General features: G+C 69.7%; 18 protein-coding genes and 1 pseudogene. 11 read left to right on the top strand and 8 right to left on the bottom strand.

Annotated features, from left to right (window positions below; translation table 11 throughout):
* Window positions 1–4 precede the first annotated feature (4 nt).
* On the bottom strand, window positions 5–1,072 hold the full coding sequence (locus JIG36_RS25285) for a DNA polymerase ligase N-terminal domain-containing protein (protein ID WP_203378882.1): 1,068 nt from the start codon (window positions 1,070–1,072) through the stop codon (window positions 5–7).
* A 189-nt stretch (window positions 1,073–1,261) separates the two neighbouring features.
* Here JIG36_RS25285 and JIG36_RS25280 point away from each other — a divergent pair, with 189 nt between their 5' ends.
* Window positions 1,262–2,368: an FAD-dependent monooxygenase gene (locus tag JIG36_RS25280; protein ID WP_203378881.1), complete on the top strand. Its 1,107-nt coding sequence runs from the start codon at window positions 1,262–1,264 to the stop codon at window positions 2,366–2,368.
* Between the two features lie 137 nt (window positions 2,369–2,505).
* Window positions 2,506–4,260, top strand: coding sequence for an aa3-type cytochrome oxidase subunit I (gene ctaD / locus JIG36_RS25275; protein WP_203378880.1), 1,755 nt, complete (start codon window positions 2,506–2,508; stop codon window positions 4,258–4,260).
* 5 nt (window positions 4,261–4,265) lie between these two features.
* Here the strand turns inward: ctaD and JIG36_RS25270 are convergent, their stop codons facing one another.
* Entirely contained in the window at window positions 4,266–5,252 is a 987-nt protein-coding gene (locus tag JIG36_RS25270) for an ArsR/SmtB family transcription factor (RefSeq protein WP_203378879.1), read from the bottom strand.
* Between the two features lie 55 nt (window positions 5,253–5,307).
* Here JIG36_RS25270 and JIG36_RS25265 point away from each other — a divergent pair, with 55 nt between their 5' ends.
* Entirely contained in the window at window positions 5,308–6,543 is a 1,236-nt protein-coding gene (locus JIG36_RS25265) for an MFS transporter (RefSeq protein WP_203378878.1), read from the top strand.
* Here the strand turns inward: JIG36_RS25265 and JIG36_RS25260 are convergent.
* From JIG36_RS25260 to JIG36_RS25240, 5 genes are all read right to left on the bottom strand, one after another.
* Window positions 6,533–7,213 (bottom strand): TetR/AcrR family transcriptional regulator, encoded by a 681-nt coding sequence (locus JIG36_RS25260; protein WP_236048207.1) that lies wholly within the window; start codon window positions 7,211–7,213, stop codon window positions 6,533–6,535. The two genes, JIG36_RS25265 and JIG36_RS25260, sit on opposite strands and share 11 nt — an antisense overlap.
* On the bottom strand, window positions 7,210–7,476 hold the full coding sequence (locus JIG36_RS54805) for a DMT family transporter (RefSeq protein ID WP_236048253.1): 267 nt from the start codon (window positions 7,474–7,476) through the stop codon (window positions 7,210–7,212). Before JIG36_RS54805 ends, JIG36_RS25260 begins: the two co-directional genes overlap by 4 nt.
* Window positions 7,477–8,055: 579 nt before the next feature.
* Window positions 8,056–9,480: an MFS transporter gene (locus tag JIG36_RS25250; protein ID WP_203378876.1), complete on the bottom strand. Its 1,425-nt coding sequence runs from the start codon at window positions 9,478–9,480 to the stop codon at window positions 8,056–8,058.
* 73 nt (window positions 9,481–9,553) lie between these two features.
* Window positions 9,554–10,132: an isochorismatase family protein gene (locus JIG36_RS25245; RefSeq protein ID WP_203378875.1), complete on the bottom strand. Its 579-nt coding sequence runs from the start codon at window positions 10,130–10,132 to the stop codon at window positions 9,554–9,556.
* Between the two features lie 11 nt (window positions 10,133–10,143).
* Window positions 10,144–11,430, bottom strand: a complete 1,287-nt coding sequence (locus JIG36_RS25240) for a nicotinate phosphoribosyltransferase (protein ID WP_203378874.1) — start codon at window positions 11,428–11,430, stop codon at window positions 10,144–10,146.
* 105 nt (window positions 11,431–11,535) lie between these two features.
* Between JIG36_RS25240 and clpS the strand changes: the two genes are divergently transcribed.
* From clpS to JIG36_RS25215, 5 genes and pseudogenes are all read left to right on the top strand, one after another.
* Complete coding sequence (gene clpS, locus JIG36_RS25235; protein WP_203378873.1) at window positions 11,536–11,826, top strand: ATP-dependent Clp protease adapter ClpS; 291 nt, start codon at window positions 11,536–11,538, stop codon at window positions 11,824–11,826.
* Between the two features lie 19 nt (window positions 11,827–11,845).
* Window positions 11,846–12,346 carry a DUF2017 domain-containing protein gene (locus tag JIG36_RS25230; protein WP_203378872.1) on the top strand — a complete coding sequence of 167 codons (501 nt, stop codon included), beginning with the start codon at window positions 11,846–11,848 and terminating at the stop codon, window positions 12,344–12,346.
* Between the two features lie 47 nt (window positions 12,347–12,393).
* Window positions 12,394–12,884, top strand: a pseudogene (locus JIG36_RS25225) (M67 family metallopeptidase).
* 63 nt (window positions 12,885–12,947) lie between these two features.
* Window positions 12,948–13,262 carry a MoaD/ThiS family protein gene (locus tag JIG36_RS25220; RefSeq protein WP_203378870.1) on the top strand — a complete coding sequence of 105 codons (315 nt, stop codon included), beginning with the start codon at window positions 12,948–12,950 and terminating at the stop codon, window positions 13,260–13,262.
* 5 nt (window positions 13,263–13,267) lie between these two features.
* Window positions 13,268–14,233: a PLP-dependent cysteine synthase family protein gene (locus tag JIG36_RS25215; RefSeq protein WP_203378869.1), complete on the top strand. Its 966-nt coding sequence runs from the start codon at window positions 13,268–13,270 to the stop codon at window positions 14,231–14,233.
* Between the two features lie 5 nt (window positions 14,234–14,238).
* Here JIG36_RS25215 and JIG36_RS25210 read toward each other — a convergent pair whose 3' ends face one another.
* Complete coding sequence (locus JIG36_RS25210) at window positions 14,239–14,649, bottom strand: hypothetical protein (protein WP_203378868.1); 411 nt, start codon at window positions 14,647–14,649, stop codon at window positions 14,239–14,241.
* Between the two features lie 261 nt (window positions 14,650–14,910).
* Between JIG36_RS25210 and JIG36_RS25205 the strand changes: the two genes are divergently transcribed.
* The 3 genes from JIG36_RS25205 to rph all read left to right on the top strand — a co-directional run bounded on the left by JIG36_RS25205 (window position 14,911) and on the right by rph (window position 17,774).
* Window positions 14,911–15,657, top strand: coding sequence for an MBL fold metallo-hydrolase (locus tag JIG36_RS25205; RefSeq protein ID WP_203378867.1), 747 nt, complete (start codon window positions 14,911–14,913; stop codon window positions 15,655–15,657).
* Window positions 15,658–15,727: 70 nt separating this feature from the next.
* On the top strand, window positions 15,728–16,933 hold the full coding sequence (locus tag JIG36_RS25200) for a glycosyltransferase (protein WP_203378866.1): 1,206 nt from the start codon (window positions 15,728–15,730) through the stop codon (window positions 16,931–16,933).
* A gap of 115 nt (window positions 16,934–17,048) precedes the next feature.
* Window positions 17,049–17,774, top strand: coding sequence for a ribonuclease PH (rph, locus tag JIG36_RS25195; RefSeq protein ID WP_203378865.1), 726 nt, complete (start codon window positions 17,049–17,051; stop codon window positions 17,772–17,774).
* The last annotated feature ends 43 nt before the right edge of the window (window positions 17,775–17,817 follow it).

Here is a 17,817-nt window from a genome sequence, read left to right as displayed (position 1 = left end):
TTTTCTAGGCGCCGCCGGGCCGCTTGATCTCCAGCCACAGGCGGCTGCGGCGTCCGGGCAGGTAGGGGGAGTCGAGGCGTTTGGCCACGATTCCCCCGAGGCCCTGAGCCGCGGCCGCCTCGAGGGCGAACTCGCCGCCGCCGGGGAAGTAGGGCGGGGTCTGCCAGTGGTCGCCGTTGATCGCCAGGCCCTCCAGCAGTTCGCGGCGCTCGGCGTAGCGCACCGCCTCGACCGTGCTGTGCCCCTCCAGCCACAACAGGTCGTACGCCAGGAAATGCACCGGGGTGCGCTCGGCGGCCCGCTTGGCGGCTCCGGCGTCCTTCGGCTCCTTACGCCGTTCCAGCTGGGTGATGTCGGGGAGCGTGACGATCTCGCCGTCCAGCACCGCCTCGACCGGCGCCAGCTGCGGCCCGAGCGGACGGATCTCCGGATACCACGAGGTCACGTCCTTGCCGTCGGCGTCGAGAAGGCGGACCCGGCCACCATCTATGTAGGCCGTGGTGCGACGGCCGTTCCAGGCCATCTCGAAGCCCCACTCGTCGTCCGGGGCCGGCAGCTTGGCCGCCCTCGTGGTCAGCATCGGCTCCACGGCCTCGGGCATCGACTCCCAGCCGGGCTCGGGCGGGTCCATCCGGCGGACCATCCAGTCGTTGCCGCCGGTCTGGAAGAAGACGTAGCGCCCGGACGTGCGATCGCCGTGGAACGTGACGCCGATCTCGTCGTCGCGCCACTTGCCGGTCTCGTACGTGCCGTGGTCGAAGATCGTCATCCGGCCGCCGCCGTACTCGCCGGCCGGGATCTCGCCGCTGAACTTCAGATATTCCAGCGGGTGGTCCTCGGTGTGCTTGGCCAGGTTGTTGCGGCCCTGATCGCGGGGCAGGCCGCGCGGCACGGCGAACGACACCAGCACGCCGTCGCGTTCGAGGCGGACGTCCCAGTGCAGGCTGCGCGCGTGGTGCTGCTGGATGACGAAGCGCTGCCGATCCGTCTCTCCGGGATGGGACTTCGGAACCGGCTCCGGCGTGCGTGAAGCGTCCCGTTTGCGCCGATAGTCCGCGAGACGGTCGGTCATGCCCTCAATGTTCTCCCGCCGGGTGCGAAATTACACCGGCGTGATTTGTCATACGCCTGTGCGAGGGTGAAGACATGGACCGCATCGGAACAATTCGGACTCCTCGATGATCGCGGGTTTCTCCCGACGGTGGCTCGGGGTAGTGTCTTGGCTCCGACGCGTGTCCGACGGGTGGGAGGCAAGGCTGCGATGACGTTGCGGATCCTGGTGGTTGGTGCGGGAATCGCCGGGCTTGCCGTCGCGCGAGCCCTGCGGCTTGCCGGGTTCCGGCCGGACGTGGTGGAGGAGCTACCGGCCTCCATGCTTCCCGGCGCGGGCATCTACCTCCCCGGCAACGCCTCGCGGGCCCTGCGCCAGCTCGGGCTCGACGCCCCGCTGCGCCCGCTCGGCGACCTGATCTTCCGGCAGGTCTTCCTCGACGCCCGGGGCCGCGAGCTCTTCGAGATGGACGTAGCCGGCCTCTGGGCCGGTGTCGGCGAGTCGCGCGCGCTCTCCCGGGCCGACCTCCAGCAGGTGCTGCTGACCGGGGTCGGCGGCGAGGTGCGCTACGACACCGCCGTCCGTGACCTCGAGATCTTCGACGCCACCGCCAAGGTCGAGTTCGCCGACGGCGCGGTCGCCGAATACGACCTGGTCGTCGGCGCCGACGGGCGCCGCTCCACGATCCGCAACAAGGCCGGGCTGGGCGGGGCCGCGGCGCCCACCGGCCAGATCGTCTACCGCTCGGTCGTCACCGGCGGCCCGCCGCTCAGCGACTGGACGGCCCTGCTCGGGCGCCGGTCCTCGTTCGTGGCGATGCCGATGGGCAGCCGCAAGCTCTACTTCCACGCCGACGAGACCGCGCCCGACTCGCCGAACCCGGAAGATCCGGTGGCCCGCGTCCGCGAGCTGTTCGGCGCGTTCGGCGGCCCGGCCCCGGCGATCCTCAAGGCCATCGAGAAGGTACAGGTCGCGCGCACCGACGAGGTCGTTCTCGACGCATGGTCGCGCGGTCCGGTGGTACTCGTCGGTGATGCTGCCCACGCCACCGCCCCGACCCTGGCCCAGGGTGCGGCCATGTCCTTCGAAGACGCCGTCGTCCTCGGCGAAGAGCTGCGGAAGGCCTCCGGCGACGTGCCGGCGGCCCTGGCGGCGTACGAGGAACGCCGTCGTCCCCGCTGCTCGGACATGCGTGACCGCACCCGCGAACGCGACCGCACCCGCGACGTCCCGCCCGCCCTGCGCGACCCCATGCTGCGCAGGCGTGGCCTGCGAATCTTCACCGATCACTACCGTCCGCTGGTCCAGCCGGTCTGAGTGCCTGCACAAACCGTTGTTGACCTCTTTGGTCACCCCCCGCCCGCGGGGGGTCGGCGGGGGACTATTCTGCCTGCGAGGTACGCCTTTCATCTCGGGCGTACTGAGTGGGACGAACGAGACAACGGAGGCTATTCGTGACGACCGTTGCGCCTAAGCCGATCGTGACCCGGCCTTACCCGGTCAGACGGCAGGTCAAGGGTTCGGCGCTAGCCCGAATTCTGCGCACGACGGACGCGAAGCAGATCGGGATCATGTACATGATCACGGCCTTCGTGTTCTACATGCTCGGCGGCCTCATGGCTCTGCTGATGCGCACCGAGCTGGCGCGGCCGGGCATGCAGTTGCTCTCGCCCGAGCAGTACAACCAGCTGTTCACGATGCACGGCACGATCATGCTGCTGTTCTTCGCGACGCCGATCGTGTTCGCCTTCGCGAACTTCGTGGTGCCGATCCAGATCGGCGCGCCCGACGTGGCGTTCCCGCGGCTGAACGCGTTCGCCTACTGGCTCTACCTGTTCGGCGGCACGATCACCATCTCCGGCTTCTTCACGCCGGGCGGTGCGGCCGACTTCGGCTGGTTCGCCTACACCCCGCTCAGCGACGGGCTGCACTCGCCCGGCGTCGGCGGCAACATGTGGGTCGTCGGCCTGGCCCTCTCGGGTCTGGGCACGATTCTCGGTGGCGTCAACATCATCACGACCGTGCTGACCCTGCGCGCGCCCGGCATGACCATGTTCCGCATGCCGATCATGACCTGGAACATCCTGGTCACGAGCCTCCTCGTGATCATGGTCTTCCCGTTCTTCGCGGCCGCGCTGTTCGCCCTCGCCGCCGACCGTGTGCTCGGTGCGCACGTCTTCGACGTCAATACCGGCGGGCCGATGCTGTGGCAGCACCTCTTCTGGTTCTTCGGCCACCCCGAGGTCTACATCGTGGCGCTGCCGTTCTTCGGCATCATCACCGAGGTCATCCCGGTCTTCAGCCGCAAGCCGGTCTTCGGCTACAAGGGCCTCGTCGCCGCCACGCTGCTGATCGCCGCGCTGTCGATGTCGGTGTGGGCGCACCACATGTTCGTCACCGGCCAGGTGCTGCTGCCGTTCTTCAGCTTCCTGAGCTTCCTCATCGCGGTGCCGACCGGCATGAAGTTCTTCGTGTGGATCGGAACGATGTGGCGCGGCCAGATCAGTTTCGAGACACCGATGATGTTCGCCATCGGCTTCCTCGTGACGTTCCTCTTCGGTGGTCTGTCCGGCGTGCTGCTGGCCTCCCCGCCGATCGACTTCCACGTGAGCGACTCCTACTTCGTCATCGCGCACTTCCACTACGTGCTCTTCGGCACGATCGTGTTCGCGGTGTTCTCCGGAATCTATTTCTGGTTCCCGAAGATGTTCGGCCGGATGCTCGACGAACGCCTCGGCAAGATTCACTTCTGGCTGACGTTCATCGGCTTCCACGCCACCTTCCTGGTGCAGCACTGGCTGGGCACGAAGGGCATGCCGCGGCGCTACGTCGACTACCTGGCCAGCGACGGGTTCACGTTCCTGAACACGTTCTCGACGATCGGCTCGTTCGTTCTGGGCCTGTCGACGCTGCCGTTCATCTACAACTGCTGGAAGTCGTACAAGGTCGGTCAGGTCGTCACGGTCGACGACCCGTGGGGTCACGGCAACTCGCTCGAGTGGGCCACCTCGTCCCCGCCGCCGCTGCGCAACTTCGACCGCATGCCGCGCATCCGGTCCGAGCGGCCCGCCTTCGACGCCAAGTTCCCCGAGCTGGCGGCCGGCGAGCAGAGCATCGCGGGCCCGCCTGAGGGCGGCGCTCGTCCGCTGACCAGGGAGTCCGACGGCGGGGCGACCTACCCCGAGGACACCAGCACCAACCGCGACTGAACGATCTAGGGAACGGCCCGCTCTCCACCGGAGGGCGGGCCGTTTCGCGTCAGTGCTTCGCCCAGGTCGCTGCGGTAGTAGAGGACGCTGCGGCCGTACCGGGTGCGGTTGAGCAGCCCGGCCCGCTCCATCACCCGCAGATGCTGGTTGACCGCGGACGTGCTCACGTCCAGGCGCAGCGCCAGCTCGGTCGAGGAGGTCGGTTCGCCGAGCGCGCCCAGGAGCCCGGCCCGTACGGCGCCGAGCAGATCCCGCACGGCGCCGGCGTCGGGATGCTCGGCCGCCGACCACATGGCGCCCTGGCCGCGCGCCGGGTAGACGATCGTCGGCGGCAGGTCGTCGTCGGCCGGGGTGGAGACGCGGGACACGAACATCGACGGCACCAGCGTCAGCCCGTCACCGCGGATCGGCCGGGGCGGAGAGCCCGCACCGCGCAGGCGCATGTCGATGTTGCGGCCGTCGAAGCTGACCGCGGGGGAGAGGCCGTCGAGCATCGCGCCGATCCCGGCCTGCGACACGATCCGGCCCCGGTGGATGATGTCGGCCTGCAACACGGCCCGCATCCGTGCCCAGTGCGGGGCGAACGCCAGCTCCCACATCGTCGCCAGGGCCTCGCACAGCCGCCCGACCACCCGCTCGTGCGGGCCGCGGAAGACCCTCGGCAGCTCCCCGTGCACGTGTTCGAGATCGTGGCGCATCCGGGCCGGGGTGAGCCGGGCCAGCTCCGCCAGCTCGTCGCCGAGGACGGTCAGCGGTGACTCCGGGCGCGGGTTGACGAAGTCGGCCACGGAACGCCGGTCGTTGACCAGGGCCAGCAGCAGTTCGAGATCGAGCAGCGGGCGGACCGGCGCGATCCGGTCGAGCCACGGGTGCTGCTGCGGGAACGCCTCGGGGACGCGCAGCGCGCGCAGGGCCAGCCCCAACTCGCTCAGCGGGGAGATGCCGAAGCGCACCGCCGACAGATCCGCCGGCTCGAGCATGTAGCGGAACATGAAGCCATACGCTACATCAGTTGGCCGGCCAGTCGATCACTGCGACAACGGACGGGTGACCATCACCTCGCTCGTGCGGGCCGACACGACCCTGCGCCGCCTGCTCACCGTGACCCTGATCGGCGCCGTCGGGCGCGGCGTGTTCCTTCCCCTGACCGCGCTCTATCTGACCACGGTGGCCGGCCTGCCGGCGCTCACCGTCGGGGTGGCGCTGACCTGCGCGGGCGCGGTCGGGGTGGGCAGCTCGCTGGTGTTCGGCCACCTCGCCGACCGGTGGAGCCCGCGCCGGCTGCTCGTGGCGCTGCAGGTGGCGCAGGGCGCCGGGATGATCGCCTACGTCGCGGTCCGGGACGTGCCGACGCTGATCCTGGTCGCCTCGCTGGTGACGCTGGCGCAGCAGGGCGGCACCTCGGTGCGGTCGGCGGCGATCGGGCGGGCGTTCCCGGGCGATGAGCGGGTGCGGGTCCGGGCGGCGATGCGGACGGTGACCAACTTCGGCATCGCGGCGGGCACGGCGGTGGCGGCGGTTCCGCTGGCCATCGGTACGGGCGCGGCCTACAGGGTCACGATGGGGTGCGCCGGGATCCTGTTCCTGGGGTCGTCGGTGCTGCTGCTCGGCCTGTCCACCGCGCGGGTATCCCCGCCGGCGGCCGCACCCGTTGAGGGCGGCCTGTCGCCGTACCGGAACCGGGTCTTTCTCCTGATGACCGCGCTCAGTGGCGTCTTCGGGCTCCAGTTCGGGCTGATCGAGGTGGCGGTGCCGCTCTGGGTGGTCGGGCACACCCGGGCGCCGCACGTGCTCGCGTCGCTGTTGCTGCTGCTCAACACGGTGGTCGTGGTGGTGTTGCAGGTCCGGATGAGCCGGGGGACGGGTGATCTGCGTGGTGCCGGGCGTGTCATGACCCGGGCCGCCTGGTTGATGGCCGGGTCGTGCCTGCTCTTCGCGGCCGGTGGGTGGATGTCGCCGTGGCTCGCGGTGGGGACGCTGGTCGCGGCCGCCCTGGCCCAGGCGTTCGCCGAGATCCTGTCCAGCGCGGCGACCTGGAACATGAGCTTCGAGCTGGCCGATCCGCGGCGTCTCGGGGCCTACCAGGGGGTCTACGGGACCGGGTATGCGCTGGCGGCCATGGTCGCGCCGACCGTGGTGACGGTGACCGCGATCGAGATGGGTACGGCCGGGTGGGTTCTTCTCGCGGTCATGTTCCTGGGGTCGGGGTTCGGGCTGGCCGTCCTGGCCCGATCCTCCGCTGCCTCCGTCGCGCCCGCTTCCCCGTCGCCGGTCAGCTCGTGAGTTTGCGGATCGTGGCGGTCAGGGCGGTCACGTCGACGTCATTGCCGGTGATCAGGGCCTGCAGGGTCACGCCGTCGAAGAGGGCCATGACGTCGCGGGTGGCGTCCGGGCCCAGGTGCGGCTCCAGGATGCCGCGCATGCCGGTGAGCCAGGCCATCGCCAGCGGCCGGAGAGCGGCGTCGCGGGCGGCGGCCACATACAGCTCGCACTCGATCTGGGCGCGGCGGCGGTCGCTCAGATACTCGACGATCAGACCGGCGACGGCGGCCGGGATGTCGTCAGTGTCGCCCAGGCGCCCGGCCCAGCGCTCGAAGTCGGTCTGCAGGTCGGCCGCGGCCAGCTGAAGCCCGGCGGCGATCAGGTCGTCCAGCGTCGGGTAGTAATAGGTCGTCGCGCCGAGCGGCAGGTCGGCCTTGGCCGCCACGGCCCGGTGCGACGTGCGGGCCAGACCCGACTCCGAGATCACCTCGAGCGCGGCCGCGGCCAGGGCGGCCCGGCGGGCCTCGGGATCACGGGCGCGCTGGGGGCGGCGTGCGGTTTCCGAGTCCGTACGCCTCCGGGCCGGTCGGCCGGGCCCCGGAGTGTCGTCGTGCGTGGGGTCGCGGTCGCTGCGCCGTCGCCGAGTGTCGGCCCGGCGGCGGGCGGGGGTCTCTTCGATGGGATTGCTCAATGGGCACCGCCCAGGTTCACGGTCACTACGCCGGCGATGATGAGGCTGACGCCGACGACCTTAACCGTCGTGAGCGGCTCACCGAGGAAGACCGCGCCGATGGCCACGATCGCGGCGGTGCCGAGGGCCGACCAGACGGCGTAGACGACGCCCACCGGCAGATCCTTGACGACAACCGACAGGGCGGCGAACGAGATCGCATATCCGGCCAGGCACGCCACGGTGGGCCACAGCTTCGTGAAGCCGTCCGTGAACTTCAGCATGCTCGTGGCCGCCACTTCACAGGCGATGGCAACAAGCAGAAACACGTACGGCACGGCGTTCCTTCTCTCAACTTGTACGGCTGTACAAGTACGACCGTACAAGAAGCTTTCACGTTCGCCCTCGTGATCTACGCCACCCCAGCTCAGGAACGCTGCCAAGCTGCCACCCAGCCCTGCCGTCCACGCCCTCGAAGGTCATCGGTGCGGTTGCGGTTGCGGTCGCGAGTCGAGATGGGTTCGCGAAGGGCCGATGCGTGACCGGCCCGGATGCCGCGGTCGCATGGCGAGATGTGGAGCGAAGCCGACGATCAGCGGCGCGCTCAGTGGTGAAGGTGCCCGTCGGGCCGGGTTGCCGGAGGCGCTAGGGGAGTGACTGGATTCGACGTTCGGCCAGGTCGGGAAGGTGTCGTGCGGCCGTCACAAAGTCGTTGTCGTCGTGCAGGATCACGAGTCCGCGGATGGCGGCACAGGCGCAGATCAGCAGATAGCGCCGACGATCGGGTCCGGTCCGAACGGCCTCCCATCGACGCATGGCTCGCCACGCTCGGCCAGACGGATCTTCCTAGGCCAGGTCTTTGGTCAGGGGCGGCCGGCAGGCAGTGTGTCGTCGTAGCCGACTGGCTCCGTGCCGCCGGGAGCGCGTTGATCGGGCATGGTGGACGTGCCATTTGTGCCGCGGCCGGCATTGGTCCCGCTCGTGGCACGGTCGGCGTCGGTCTCGTTCGTGGGGTGGGCAGATGTGGTGGAAGCGGCCACTGCGGCACCCGGGACGGCGGCGGTCGGCTCGGGAAGGCCCGGGACGGCTACGGGTGTCTCGGAAACGGCAGGGAGGGCGGCGCGGCGGCGGCGTAGCTCGGTGGGGAGGACCAGCAAGGCGATCAGGACGCCCGCTCCGCCGACGGTGACGAAACCCCAGGGCGGGGAGAGGGTGTCGGCCGCGACACCGGCCAGCGGGCCGCCCAGGGCGACGCCGACGGTCAGGGCCGAGTTGTGCAGACCCATGGCCTCGCCGCGAGCGGCGGCCGGGATCATGCGGCTGATGGCGTCGGCCGTTGAGGTGATCAAGGGGGCGCAGAGGGCGCCGGCCGGGATGAGCAGCACGGCGATCAGCCACCAGTGGGCGCCGCCCAGGCTCACCAGCATCGTGGCCACGGCCAAGGGGGCGAGGATCAGCACGGGTGGGAACGAGCGGTGGATCGTGCCGTAGACGAAGCCGCCCAGCAGCGAATAGAACGCCCACATCGACATGACCAGGCCGCTCCAGCCCAGCTCGCCGTTGTCGCGCAGCACGGCCACCAGGGCCACGTCGGTGCCCGAGAGCACCAGCGTCGCGGCCATCGTGACGAGCAGGACGGCGACGAAGCGCGGGCCCAGCCAGCTGCGCCGCGGCACACGCTCGCCGGCGGTGATGGGGGCCTCGTGCGCGGCCCGGACCGGCGGGTTGAGCAGCCACAGGCCGACCCCGGAGAGCAGGATGCCGGCGGCCAGCATGAGCATGGCCCAGCGCGGGCCGGCCGTGGTGGCGACCAGCACGCCGAGCGCGGGGCCGGCCATGAAACTGAGCTCGGTGGAGATCGAGTCGAGGGCGAACGCGGGCAGGCGCTGGGCCTCGGGCGTGAGGGCGCTGATCGACTGGCGGGCGACCGAGAACGCCGGCAGCGCCAGGAAGCCGCCGATCAGGGCCATGACCAGCAGGCTCCAATAGGGCACGGCCTGCGCCAGCGACCAGAACAGCACCTCGGCCACCGTGGTCAGGACCAGCACCAGCCGCAACCCGCGCCGGTCGATCAGGCGGCCCATGACCGGCGCGCCGACCGAACCGCCGATCGTGAACGCGGCCCCGATCAGGCCGGCCGCGCCGTAGCCCCGCCCGAGGTCGGTGACCACGTGCAGGGTGAGCACGACGGCGCCGGCCGCGATCGGGATGCGCGCGAGCGTCGCCACGGCCAGCAACGACTTGATGCCGGGCAGGGCGAGCGTGTCACGGTAAGGCTTGAGAAGCATGTGGATCCTGACCTCCGGGGCTCATCCTGCCCCGGGGGTACGACAAAAAACCAACTACTTGATCGCGCCGAAATCAGGACGCAACGACCGGTGAACCCGTCGTCTCGACCGACGCCGAGCGGAGCTGCTCGAGCGCGGCCTCGGTCGTCGCGGCCGCCACACCCGCGGTGAGCTCCAGCAACACCGTCGTCGCGAAGCCCTCGGCCCGGGCGTCGAGCGCGGTCGCCCGTACGCAGTGGTCGGTCGCGATGCCGACCACTTCGACTTCCGTCACACCCTTGTCACGCAGCCACGCCGCGAGGGTCTCGCCCGTCTCGGTCCGGCCCTCGAAGCCGGAGTATGCGGCCTTGTACTCGCCCTTGTGGAAGACCGCCTCGACCCGGTCGGTCACCAGCTCGGGGTGGAAATCGGCGCCCGAGGTGCCGACCACGCAGTGCCGGGGCCAGGAGTCGAGATAGTCGGGGTTGTCGCTGAAGTGCGCGCCCGGGTCGATGTGCCAGTCCTTCGTGGCGACCACGTGGTCCCACCGGCCGGCCGCCTTGTCGAGCACCAGCGAGATGCCGGCGGCCACCGCGGCCCCGCCGGCGACCGCCAGCGAGCCGCCCTCACAGAAGTCGTTCTGGACGTCGACGATGATCAGCGCTCGTGTCACGGAACTAACCCCTAAACGGTCGGGACGATGGTGACGGGGATGGCCGGGTCACCGGCCGAGAGCTTGAGGCCCTCCCACGGTATCGAGATCAGGCACTGGCGCAGGTGTTCCCGCGAGTCGGCCAGGCTGGGCTGCTCGACCGCCTCGCCGCCGACGAAGAACGAGCGCTGCAGCAGCCGGTCGTTGGCGGAGTGGTCGGGCACCCCCTGCGACACGATGATCTCTTCGGTCGCTGTGCCGGTGGGCTTGTGCCGGCGTACGGCCGTCTTGCGCCCGCCCACCGTGGCCTTGTTCTCCGAGCGCTTGACCACCGGGCGCCCCTCGACCTCGACCAGCTTGTAGACCAGGCCCGCGGTGGGCGCGCCCGACCCGGTGACCACCGCGGTGCCGGCGCCGTACATGTCGACCGGCTCGGCGGCCAGCGTGGCGATCGCGTATTCGTCCATGTCGCCCGAGACCACGATCTTGGTCTCGGTGGCGCCGAGCGAGTCGAGCAGTTCGCGCGAGTGCTGCGCCAGCACCGACAGGTCGCCCGAGTCGATGCGGACGGCCCGCAGGTCGGGCCCGGCCACCGCGATCGCGTTGCGGATGCCCTGGCCGATGTCGTAGGTGTCGACCAGCAGGGTGGTGTTCTTGCCGAGCGCGGCCACCTGGGAGGCGAACGCGGCCGGCTCGTCGTCATGCAGAAGGGTGAACGCGTGCGCCGAGGTGCCGGTCGTCGGGATGCCGTAGAGCGCTCCCGCGGCCAGGTTGGAGGTCGACGCGAACCCGGCCAGATAGGCGGCCCGGGCGGCGGCGACGGCCGAGTCCTCGTGCGTACGGCGGGAGCCCATCTCGATGATCGGCCGGCCCCGCGCCGCGGTCACCATGCGGGCCGCCCCCGCCGCGACCGCGCTGTCGTGGTTGAGCACCGACAGGATCAGCGTCTCGAGCACCACGCACTCGGCGAACGTGCCGCTGACGGTCAGGATCGGGGAGCCCGGGAAGAAGAGCTCTCCCTCGGCGTACCCGTCGATGTCGCCCGTGAAGCGGTAACCCTCGAGCCATTTGGCGGTCGTCTCGTCGACGATGCCGGCCTCGCGCAGGAACCGGACCTCGGCCTCGCCGAACCGGAAGTTCTTGATCAGCTCGACCAGCCGGCCCGGCCCGGCCACCACGCCGTAGCGCCGGCCGCCGGGCAGGCGGCGGGCGAAGACCTCGAAGACGCACGGCCGGTCGGCGGTGCCGTCCTGGAGAGCGGCGCTGATCATGGTCAGCTCGTACTGATCGGTCATCAGCGCGGGGGCGAAGGTGTTCACCAGCCCACCCTATTGCGCCCGACGGCCCCTTACGAACCGCGTCCTGACCTGCGGATCGGCGTTCCGGTTCACCGATGCGGCGGAACCGGTGGCACCATGGTGGGCATGGCGCTGCCACAGGTCGCTCCCGTCGAGAGCCCCGAGATCGAGGAGGCACCCGCTGACGATCGGCCTTGGGTGACCATCGTCTGGGATGATCCGGTCAACCTCATGTCGTACGTGACCTGGGTGTTTCAGAAAATATTCGGCTTCTCCAAGGAGAAGGCGGAAGCGTTGATGCTCGACGTGCACAACAAGGGTCGAGCGGTGGTCAGCTCCGGCGCGCGCGAGCGCATGGAGATGGACGCCAACCAGCTGCACGGATACGGTCTCTGGGCGACGGTGGACCGGGACTGAACACCGCGGGAGAGAGCAGATGTTCCGACGCAACGGCAGCCAGTGCGTGGCCACCTTCGCGGTCGACGAGGTGCGCGTCTTGCGCAAGGTCGCCGGCGAAGTGGTCGGCCTGCTGACCGACGGCATGGATCACACCGATCCGGTCGTCAGCCGGCTCTTCCCGGACATCTATCCGGAGAAGCCGGACGACTCGGCCGAGTTCCGCCTCTACACCGAGGGGGATCTCAAGACCGGCAAGATCGATCAGGCCGGCGCGATCCTGGCCGCCCTGCCCGACGAGGGCGAGGGCGAGGTGCGGCTCGACGGCGAGGCGGCCGAGGCCTGGCTGCGGGCGATCAACGACGCCCGCCTGGCCATGGGCACCCGCCTCGACATCCAGGCCGACACCGATCTGGGCGAGGAGCTCGACGAGGCCGTGCTGCGCGACCCCGGATCGAGCCGGGTGTTCCAGCTCAGCGTGTACGCCTACCTGGGCTACCTGCAGGAGTCGCTGCTCAACGCGCTGCCCGAGATCGAGTGAGCGTCGCCACGCTGGGCGACGGGAAATCTCACGGTAATGTGAAGAGCGTGCTGACCATCGACAGCGCGATCGTCGACGCGATCGTCGCCCACGCCCGCCGGGACCACCCCGATGAGGCCTGCGGTGTCGTCGCCGGCCCGATCGGCAGCGACCTGCCGACCCGGCTCATCGAGATGGACAACGCGGCCCGGTCGATGACGTTCTACGAGTTCGACTCCATGGAGCAGCTGCGGGTCTGGCGCGAGATGGACGACAACGACGAGGAGCCGGTGGTCATCTACCACTCGCACACGGCCACCGAGGCATACCCGTCGCGCACCGACATCTCGTTCGCCGGTGAGCCCGGGGCGCACTACGTGCTCGTCTCCACACGTGAGCCCGACTCGGAAGAGATCCGGTCGTTCCGCATAGTGGACGGCGTGGTGACCGAAGAAGAGATCAACATCGTGGATGCGACGGTGGACGCGTGATTGCGAGCGCTGTGCAGTCGTACATGTTCGGGCAGAGCCCCGTCTCGGTCTTCTACGAGTGTCGCTGACGACACCCGTTCCCCAGACGACCCTGCCCTCAGTTCGACCTTCCTTTTGGAGCATTCACAGCCATGGCTATCGAAGTTCGCGTCCCCACCATCCTGCGCAGCTACACCGGCGGTGCCAAGATCGTTGAAGGGTCCGGCGAATCGCTGAGCGCCCTGATCGACGACCTGGACGCCAAGCACAACGGCTTCAAGGGCCGGCTGATCACCCCCGAGGGCGGTCTGCACAAGTTCGTCAACATCTACGTCAACGACGAAGACGTCCGCTTCCTCGGCGCGCTCGACGCCAAGCTCAGCGACGGTGACTCGATCACCATCCTCCCGGCCGTGGCCGGTGGCGCTCTGGGCTTCGTGGCGGCGGCCGCCCTTCTCGGGCGCTAATCGTCATGGCTCGCTACGAGAGCCTTCTGGACGCGTGCGGGGGCACGCCGCTCGTCGGCCTGCCCCGCCTGTCACCGACGGTGCCCGAAGGGGCACCGCCGGTGCGTCTCTGGGCCAAGCTCGAGGACAGAAACCCGACCGGCAGCATCAAGGACCGGGCCGCCCTGTTCATGGTGCGCGAGGCCGAGGAATCCGGTCACCTGCACCCGGGCGACACCATCCTCGAACCGACCAGCGGCAACACCGGCATCGCCCTGGCCATGGTGGCCAAGCTGCGCGGTTACCGCCTGGTCTGCGTCATGCCCGAGAACGTCTCGGCCGAGCGGATCCAACTGCTGCGCATGTACGGGGCTGAGATCATCTTCTCGCCGGCGGCGGGCGGCTCCAACCAGGCCGTCGCCACCGCGAAGCAGATCGCCGCGGAACACCCCGACTGGAAGATGCTGTTCCAGTACGGCAACCCGGCCAACGCCCGCGCGCACTACGAGACCACCGGTCCCGAGCTGCTGCACGACCTGCCCACGATCACGCACTTCGTGGCCGGTCTGGGCACCACCGGCACGCTGATGGGCACCGGCCGCTTCCTCAAGGAGAAGGTCGACGGCATCCAGATCGTCGCCGCCGAGCCGCGTTACGGCGAGCTGGTGTACGGGCTGCGCAACATCGACGAGGGCTACGTGCCCGAGCTGTACGACGCCAGCGTGCTCGACCGCCGCTTCTCGGTGGGCACGCGCGACGCCGTGCTCCGCACCCGCCAGCTCGTCGAGGTCGAGGGCATCTTCGCCGGGTTCTCCAGCGGCGCGATCCTGCACGCCGCGCTGGCCGTGGCCCATGAGGCGGTCAAGGCCGGCAAGGGGGCCGACGTGGCCTTCGTGATCGCCGACGGCGGTTGGAAATACCTTTCCACCGGCGCTTACGGCGGCACCCTCAACGACGCCGAAGAGGCCCTCGAAGGGCAACTCTGGGCATAAGGCCCCTAATAAAGCACGGCTATCAGAATGTCGACTGCCAACGGCCCGGTCGCGCACGTGAGCAACAGCCACGGCAGGACCGGCCGGTGGATCGACAGGAAAGACGCCGCCGCCATCACCACGCTCAACAGCCCGAAAAAAGCGAGTGTCGGCACGTACCAGAAGGCCGCGCCGCCCAGCACGTCGGCCATCGCGAGCGCTCCCGCGCCGAGGGCGGAGAACCCGAGCCCAGCCGCCCAGAGGGCCAGCGTGAGCAGCCTGGCCGTGCTCGGGGCCGGATCATCGGGCGCCGGAAAACGGAAAAGAACTTCGTCGTCGGCCGATGCCGTGCCTGTCGGTGTACTCTCCCAGCCACCGAACGGCATGATCGCTGCCGCTTCGGTGCGCGTGGTGCGGTCCTTCTCGACCGTGGTCACGCTGCCTCCGCCTGTTCCGTCCTCGAAAGTCCTCACTTTGTGCAACGCAAACGACTCACCGGACGTAACGGGAATTGCGTTAATGGCCGAGGTCACGGGCGGTGTGATGTACGTTGTCGATTTAGCGACAAATCGATCAGACGTTTACATGGCGCGCAGGTCCCGGCGTACGCTTCGCTCCGTGATTGACTGGTCTGAGGGAGTCAGCACGGACCGGTCGGGCGGGGCGTGTTCGACCCAGCGTGAGCCAAAGGGACCCGCATGCGACTGACCGTTCTCGGCTGTGCCGGCAGTTTTCCCGGCCCCGAGTCGGCTTGTTCCGCCTATCTCGTCGAGGCTGAGGGCTTCCGGCTGCTGATCGATTTCGGCTCGGGTTCGTTGTCCGCTCTGCAGCGCTACTCGGACATGAACAAGATCGACGCGATCATCCTCACGCATCTGCACTGCGACCACATGCTCGACGCCTGCACCTACATCGTGGTCCGTCGCTACGACCCGTCCGGCCCGCTGCCGCCCCTGCCGGTCTATGCCCCGCTGGGCGCCGCCGAGCGCATCTCCGCCGCGTACAGCCAGGACAGCGAGCCGGTGGACGACGTCTACACGTTCTACGGCCTGCAGCCGGGGACGTTCCCGATCGGTCCCTTCTCGATCACCGTCGACCGGGTCAACCATCCGATCGAGACCTACGGCGTACGCATCGAGCAGGGTGGGCGGGTTCTCGCCTACTCCTCGGACACGGCGCCCTGCGAACCGTTACTGCGACTCGCCGCCGGCGCGGATTTGTTTCTGTGTGAGGCCAGTTACCTCGACGGCGCCGACAACCCCCCTGGCCTGCACCTTACGGGCGGTGAGGCGGGCGAGGCGGCCACCAAGGCGGACGTCGGGAAGCTGTTGCTGACCCATCTCGTCCCCGCGTGGGTGAGTGAGGCATCTATTGTGGATGCCGCCGTGGCCGCGTTTGCGGGACCGGTTGAGGTCGTGCGCCCAGGTGCCCGCTACGATCTCTAGGCCCTTGACCGGGGCGGGGGCACGGTCGGAGCGCGAGAGCACCAGCGGATCGTGATCTTGGAGTTGTTGGATGCGCATTGTTCGCCTGGCCAACTTCGTGACGACCCATTCGGGTGGCCTGCGGACAGCTCTTCGTAACCTCGGCGAGGGCTATCAGCGCGCCGGTCACGAAGCTGTGCTGATCGTTCCCGGACGCGAACGCTCCGACAAGATGACCTCGCAGGGGCGCGTCATCACGCTTCCCAGCGCTCCCCTCCCGCGTACGGGGGGATATCGGGTCATGACCGGACGCCGTGAGCTCACCCAGCTGCTCGATGAGCTGGAGCCCGACCGTCTCGAGGTCTCCGACCGCACCAGCCTGCGCTGGACCGGCGGCTGGGCCCGCAACCGCGGTGTCGCCTCGGTGATGGTGTCGCACGAGAGCCTGGCCGGCCTGCTCGGCGTCTGGGGTGTGCCCAAGCGCGACGCCGTGGCCGACAAGTTCAATCTGCGGACGGCCGAGTTCTTCGACCAGATCATCTGCACCACCTCGTTCGCCGCGGCCGAGTTCCGCCGCCTGGGCGTGCCCAACCTGACCGAGGTGCCGCTCGGCGTCGACCTCGACGAGTTCCACCCCGGCCGGCGTGACGAGAGCGTCCGCGAGCGCTATGCCCGCGAAGGTGAGCTGCTGATCGCGTTCGCCAGCCGGCTCTCCGGCCAGAAACGCCCTGAGTTGGCCGTGGACACGATCGGCGTCCTGCGCAACGACAAGGTGCCCGCCGTGCTCGCTGTGGCCGGAGACGGCGTGAGGCGGGCCGCGCTGGCCTATCGTGCGGCGCGTCTGCCCGTGCGCTTCACCGGGCACATCGCCGGGCGCCCGGCCGTGGCCGCCCTGCTCGCCAGTGCCGACGTCGTGCTGGCGCCCGGCCCGGTCGAGACGTTCGGCATGACCGCGCTCGAGGCCCTCGCCTGCGGCACCCCGGTGGTCGTCAACGAGAGCAGTGCCCTGCCCGAGGTGGTGGGTGACGCCGGCGTGGCGGTTCCCGGCACGGCGGAGGGCTTCGCCGCGGGCGTACGGAATCTGATGGAACGCCCCGAGCCCGAGCGTCGCGCCGCTGCTCGCGCCCGGGCCGAGCGCTTCGGCTGGCCGCAGGCGGTCGACGGCTTCCTGCGGGCCCACGGCGCGCTGCCCGAGGTCGCGGTGGCGGGCGCGCGGCAGCGGCCCGGTGCGGTGCTTCGGCCCGCGGTGCCCCGGCCGGCCGGGACGCCCGACGCGGCGACCGGCTGGTTCGGCTGAGTCGTCCTGGGAGTGGTCCGCCGGGACGGGCGCGGAGTTATCCACATTTCTTTGTTGTCCACAGGGTGGCGGGGCGGGCGCAGCGGGGTGGTCGCGGGCCTAATAAGGTTTGGGCATGGCACGCCCTGACGGCCGTTCGGCCGACCAACTGCGACCGGTGACCCTCACTCGGCACTGGAGCATCCACCCCGAGGGGTCGGTGCTCGTCGAGTTCGGCAACACGCGAGTGCTCTGCACGGCGAGCGTCACCGAGGGCGTCCCGCGCTGGCGCAAGGGCTCCGGGCTCGGCTGGGTGACCGCCGAATACGCGATGCTGCCCCGCGCCACCAACACCCGGGGCGACCGCGAGAGCGTCAAGGGCAAGGTCGGCGGGCGCACGCAGGAGATCTCCCGCCTGATCGGGCGCAGCCTGCGGGCCTGCATCGACCTCAAGGCGCTGGGGGAGAACTCGGTCGTCCTCGACTGCGACGTGCTGCAGGCCGACGGCGGCACCCGCACGGCCGCCATCACGGGGGCCTATGTCGCGCTCTACGACGCGGTCAACTGGCTGGCCGACCGCAAGTCGCTGGCCGGCAAGGTCGAGAAGGTCATGCACCGCTCGATCCAGGCGGTCAGCGTGGGCATCATCGAGGGTGAGCCCCGGCTCGACCTGAACTATCTCGAAGACGTCGCGGCCGAGGTCGACATGAACGTGGTCTGCACCGGCGACGGCGACTTCGTCGAGGTGCAGGGCACGGGGGAGAACGGCGTCTTCCGCCGCGACCAGATGGACGCGCTGCTCGACCTGGCTCTGGCCGGTTGCGCCGACCTCTCGGCCGCCCAGCAGAAGGCCCTGGCGTGACCGGCCGTCTGGCCGGAGGTGCCCTCGTGACCGGCCGCGTCGG

It is taken from the genome of Paractinoplanes ovalisporus (assembly GCF_016834655.1).
GTDB classification, from domain to species: domain Bacteria; phylum Actinomycetota; class Actinomycetes; order Mycobacteriales; family Micromonosporaceae; genus Actinoplanes; species Actinoplanes ovalisporus.
The sequence above is the reverse complement of the archived record's forward strand: the minus strand, read 5'-3'. Positions and strand labels throughout refer to the sequence as shown.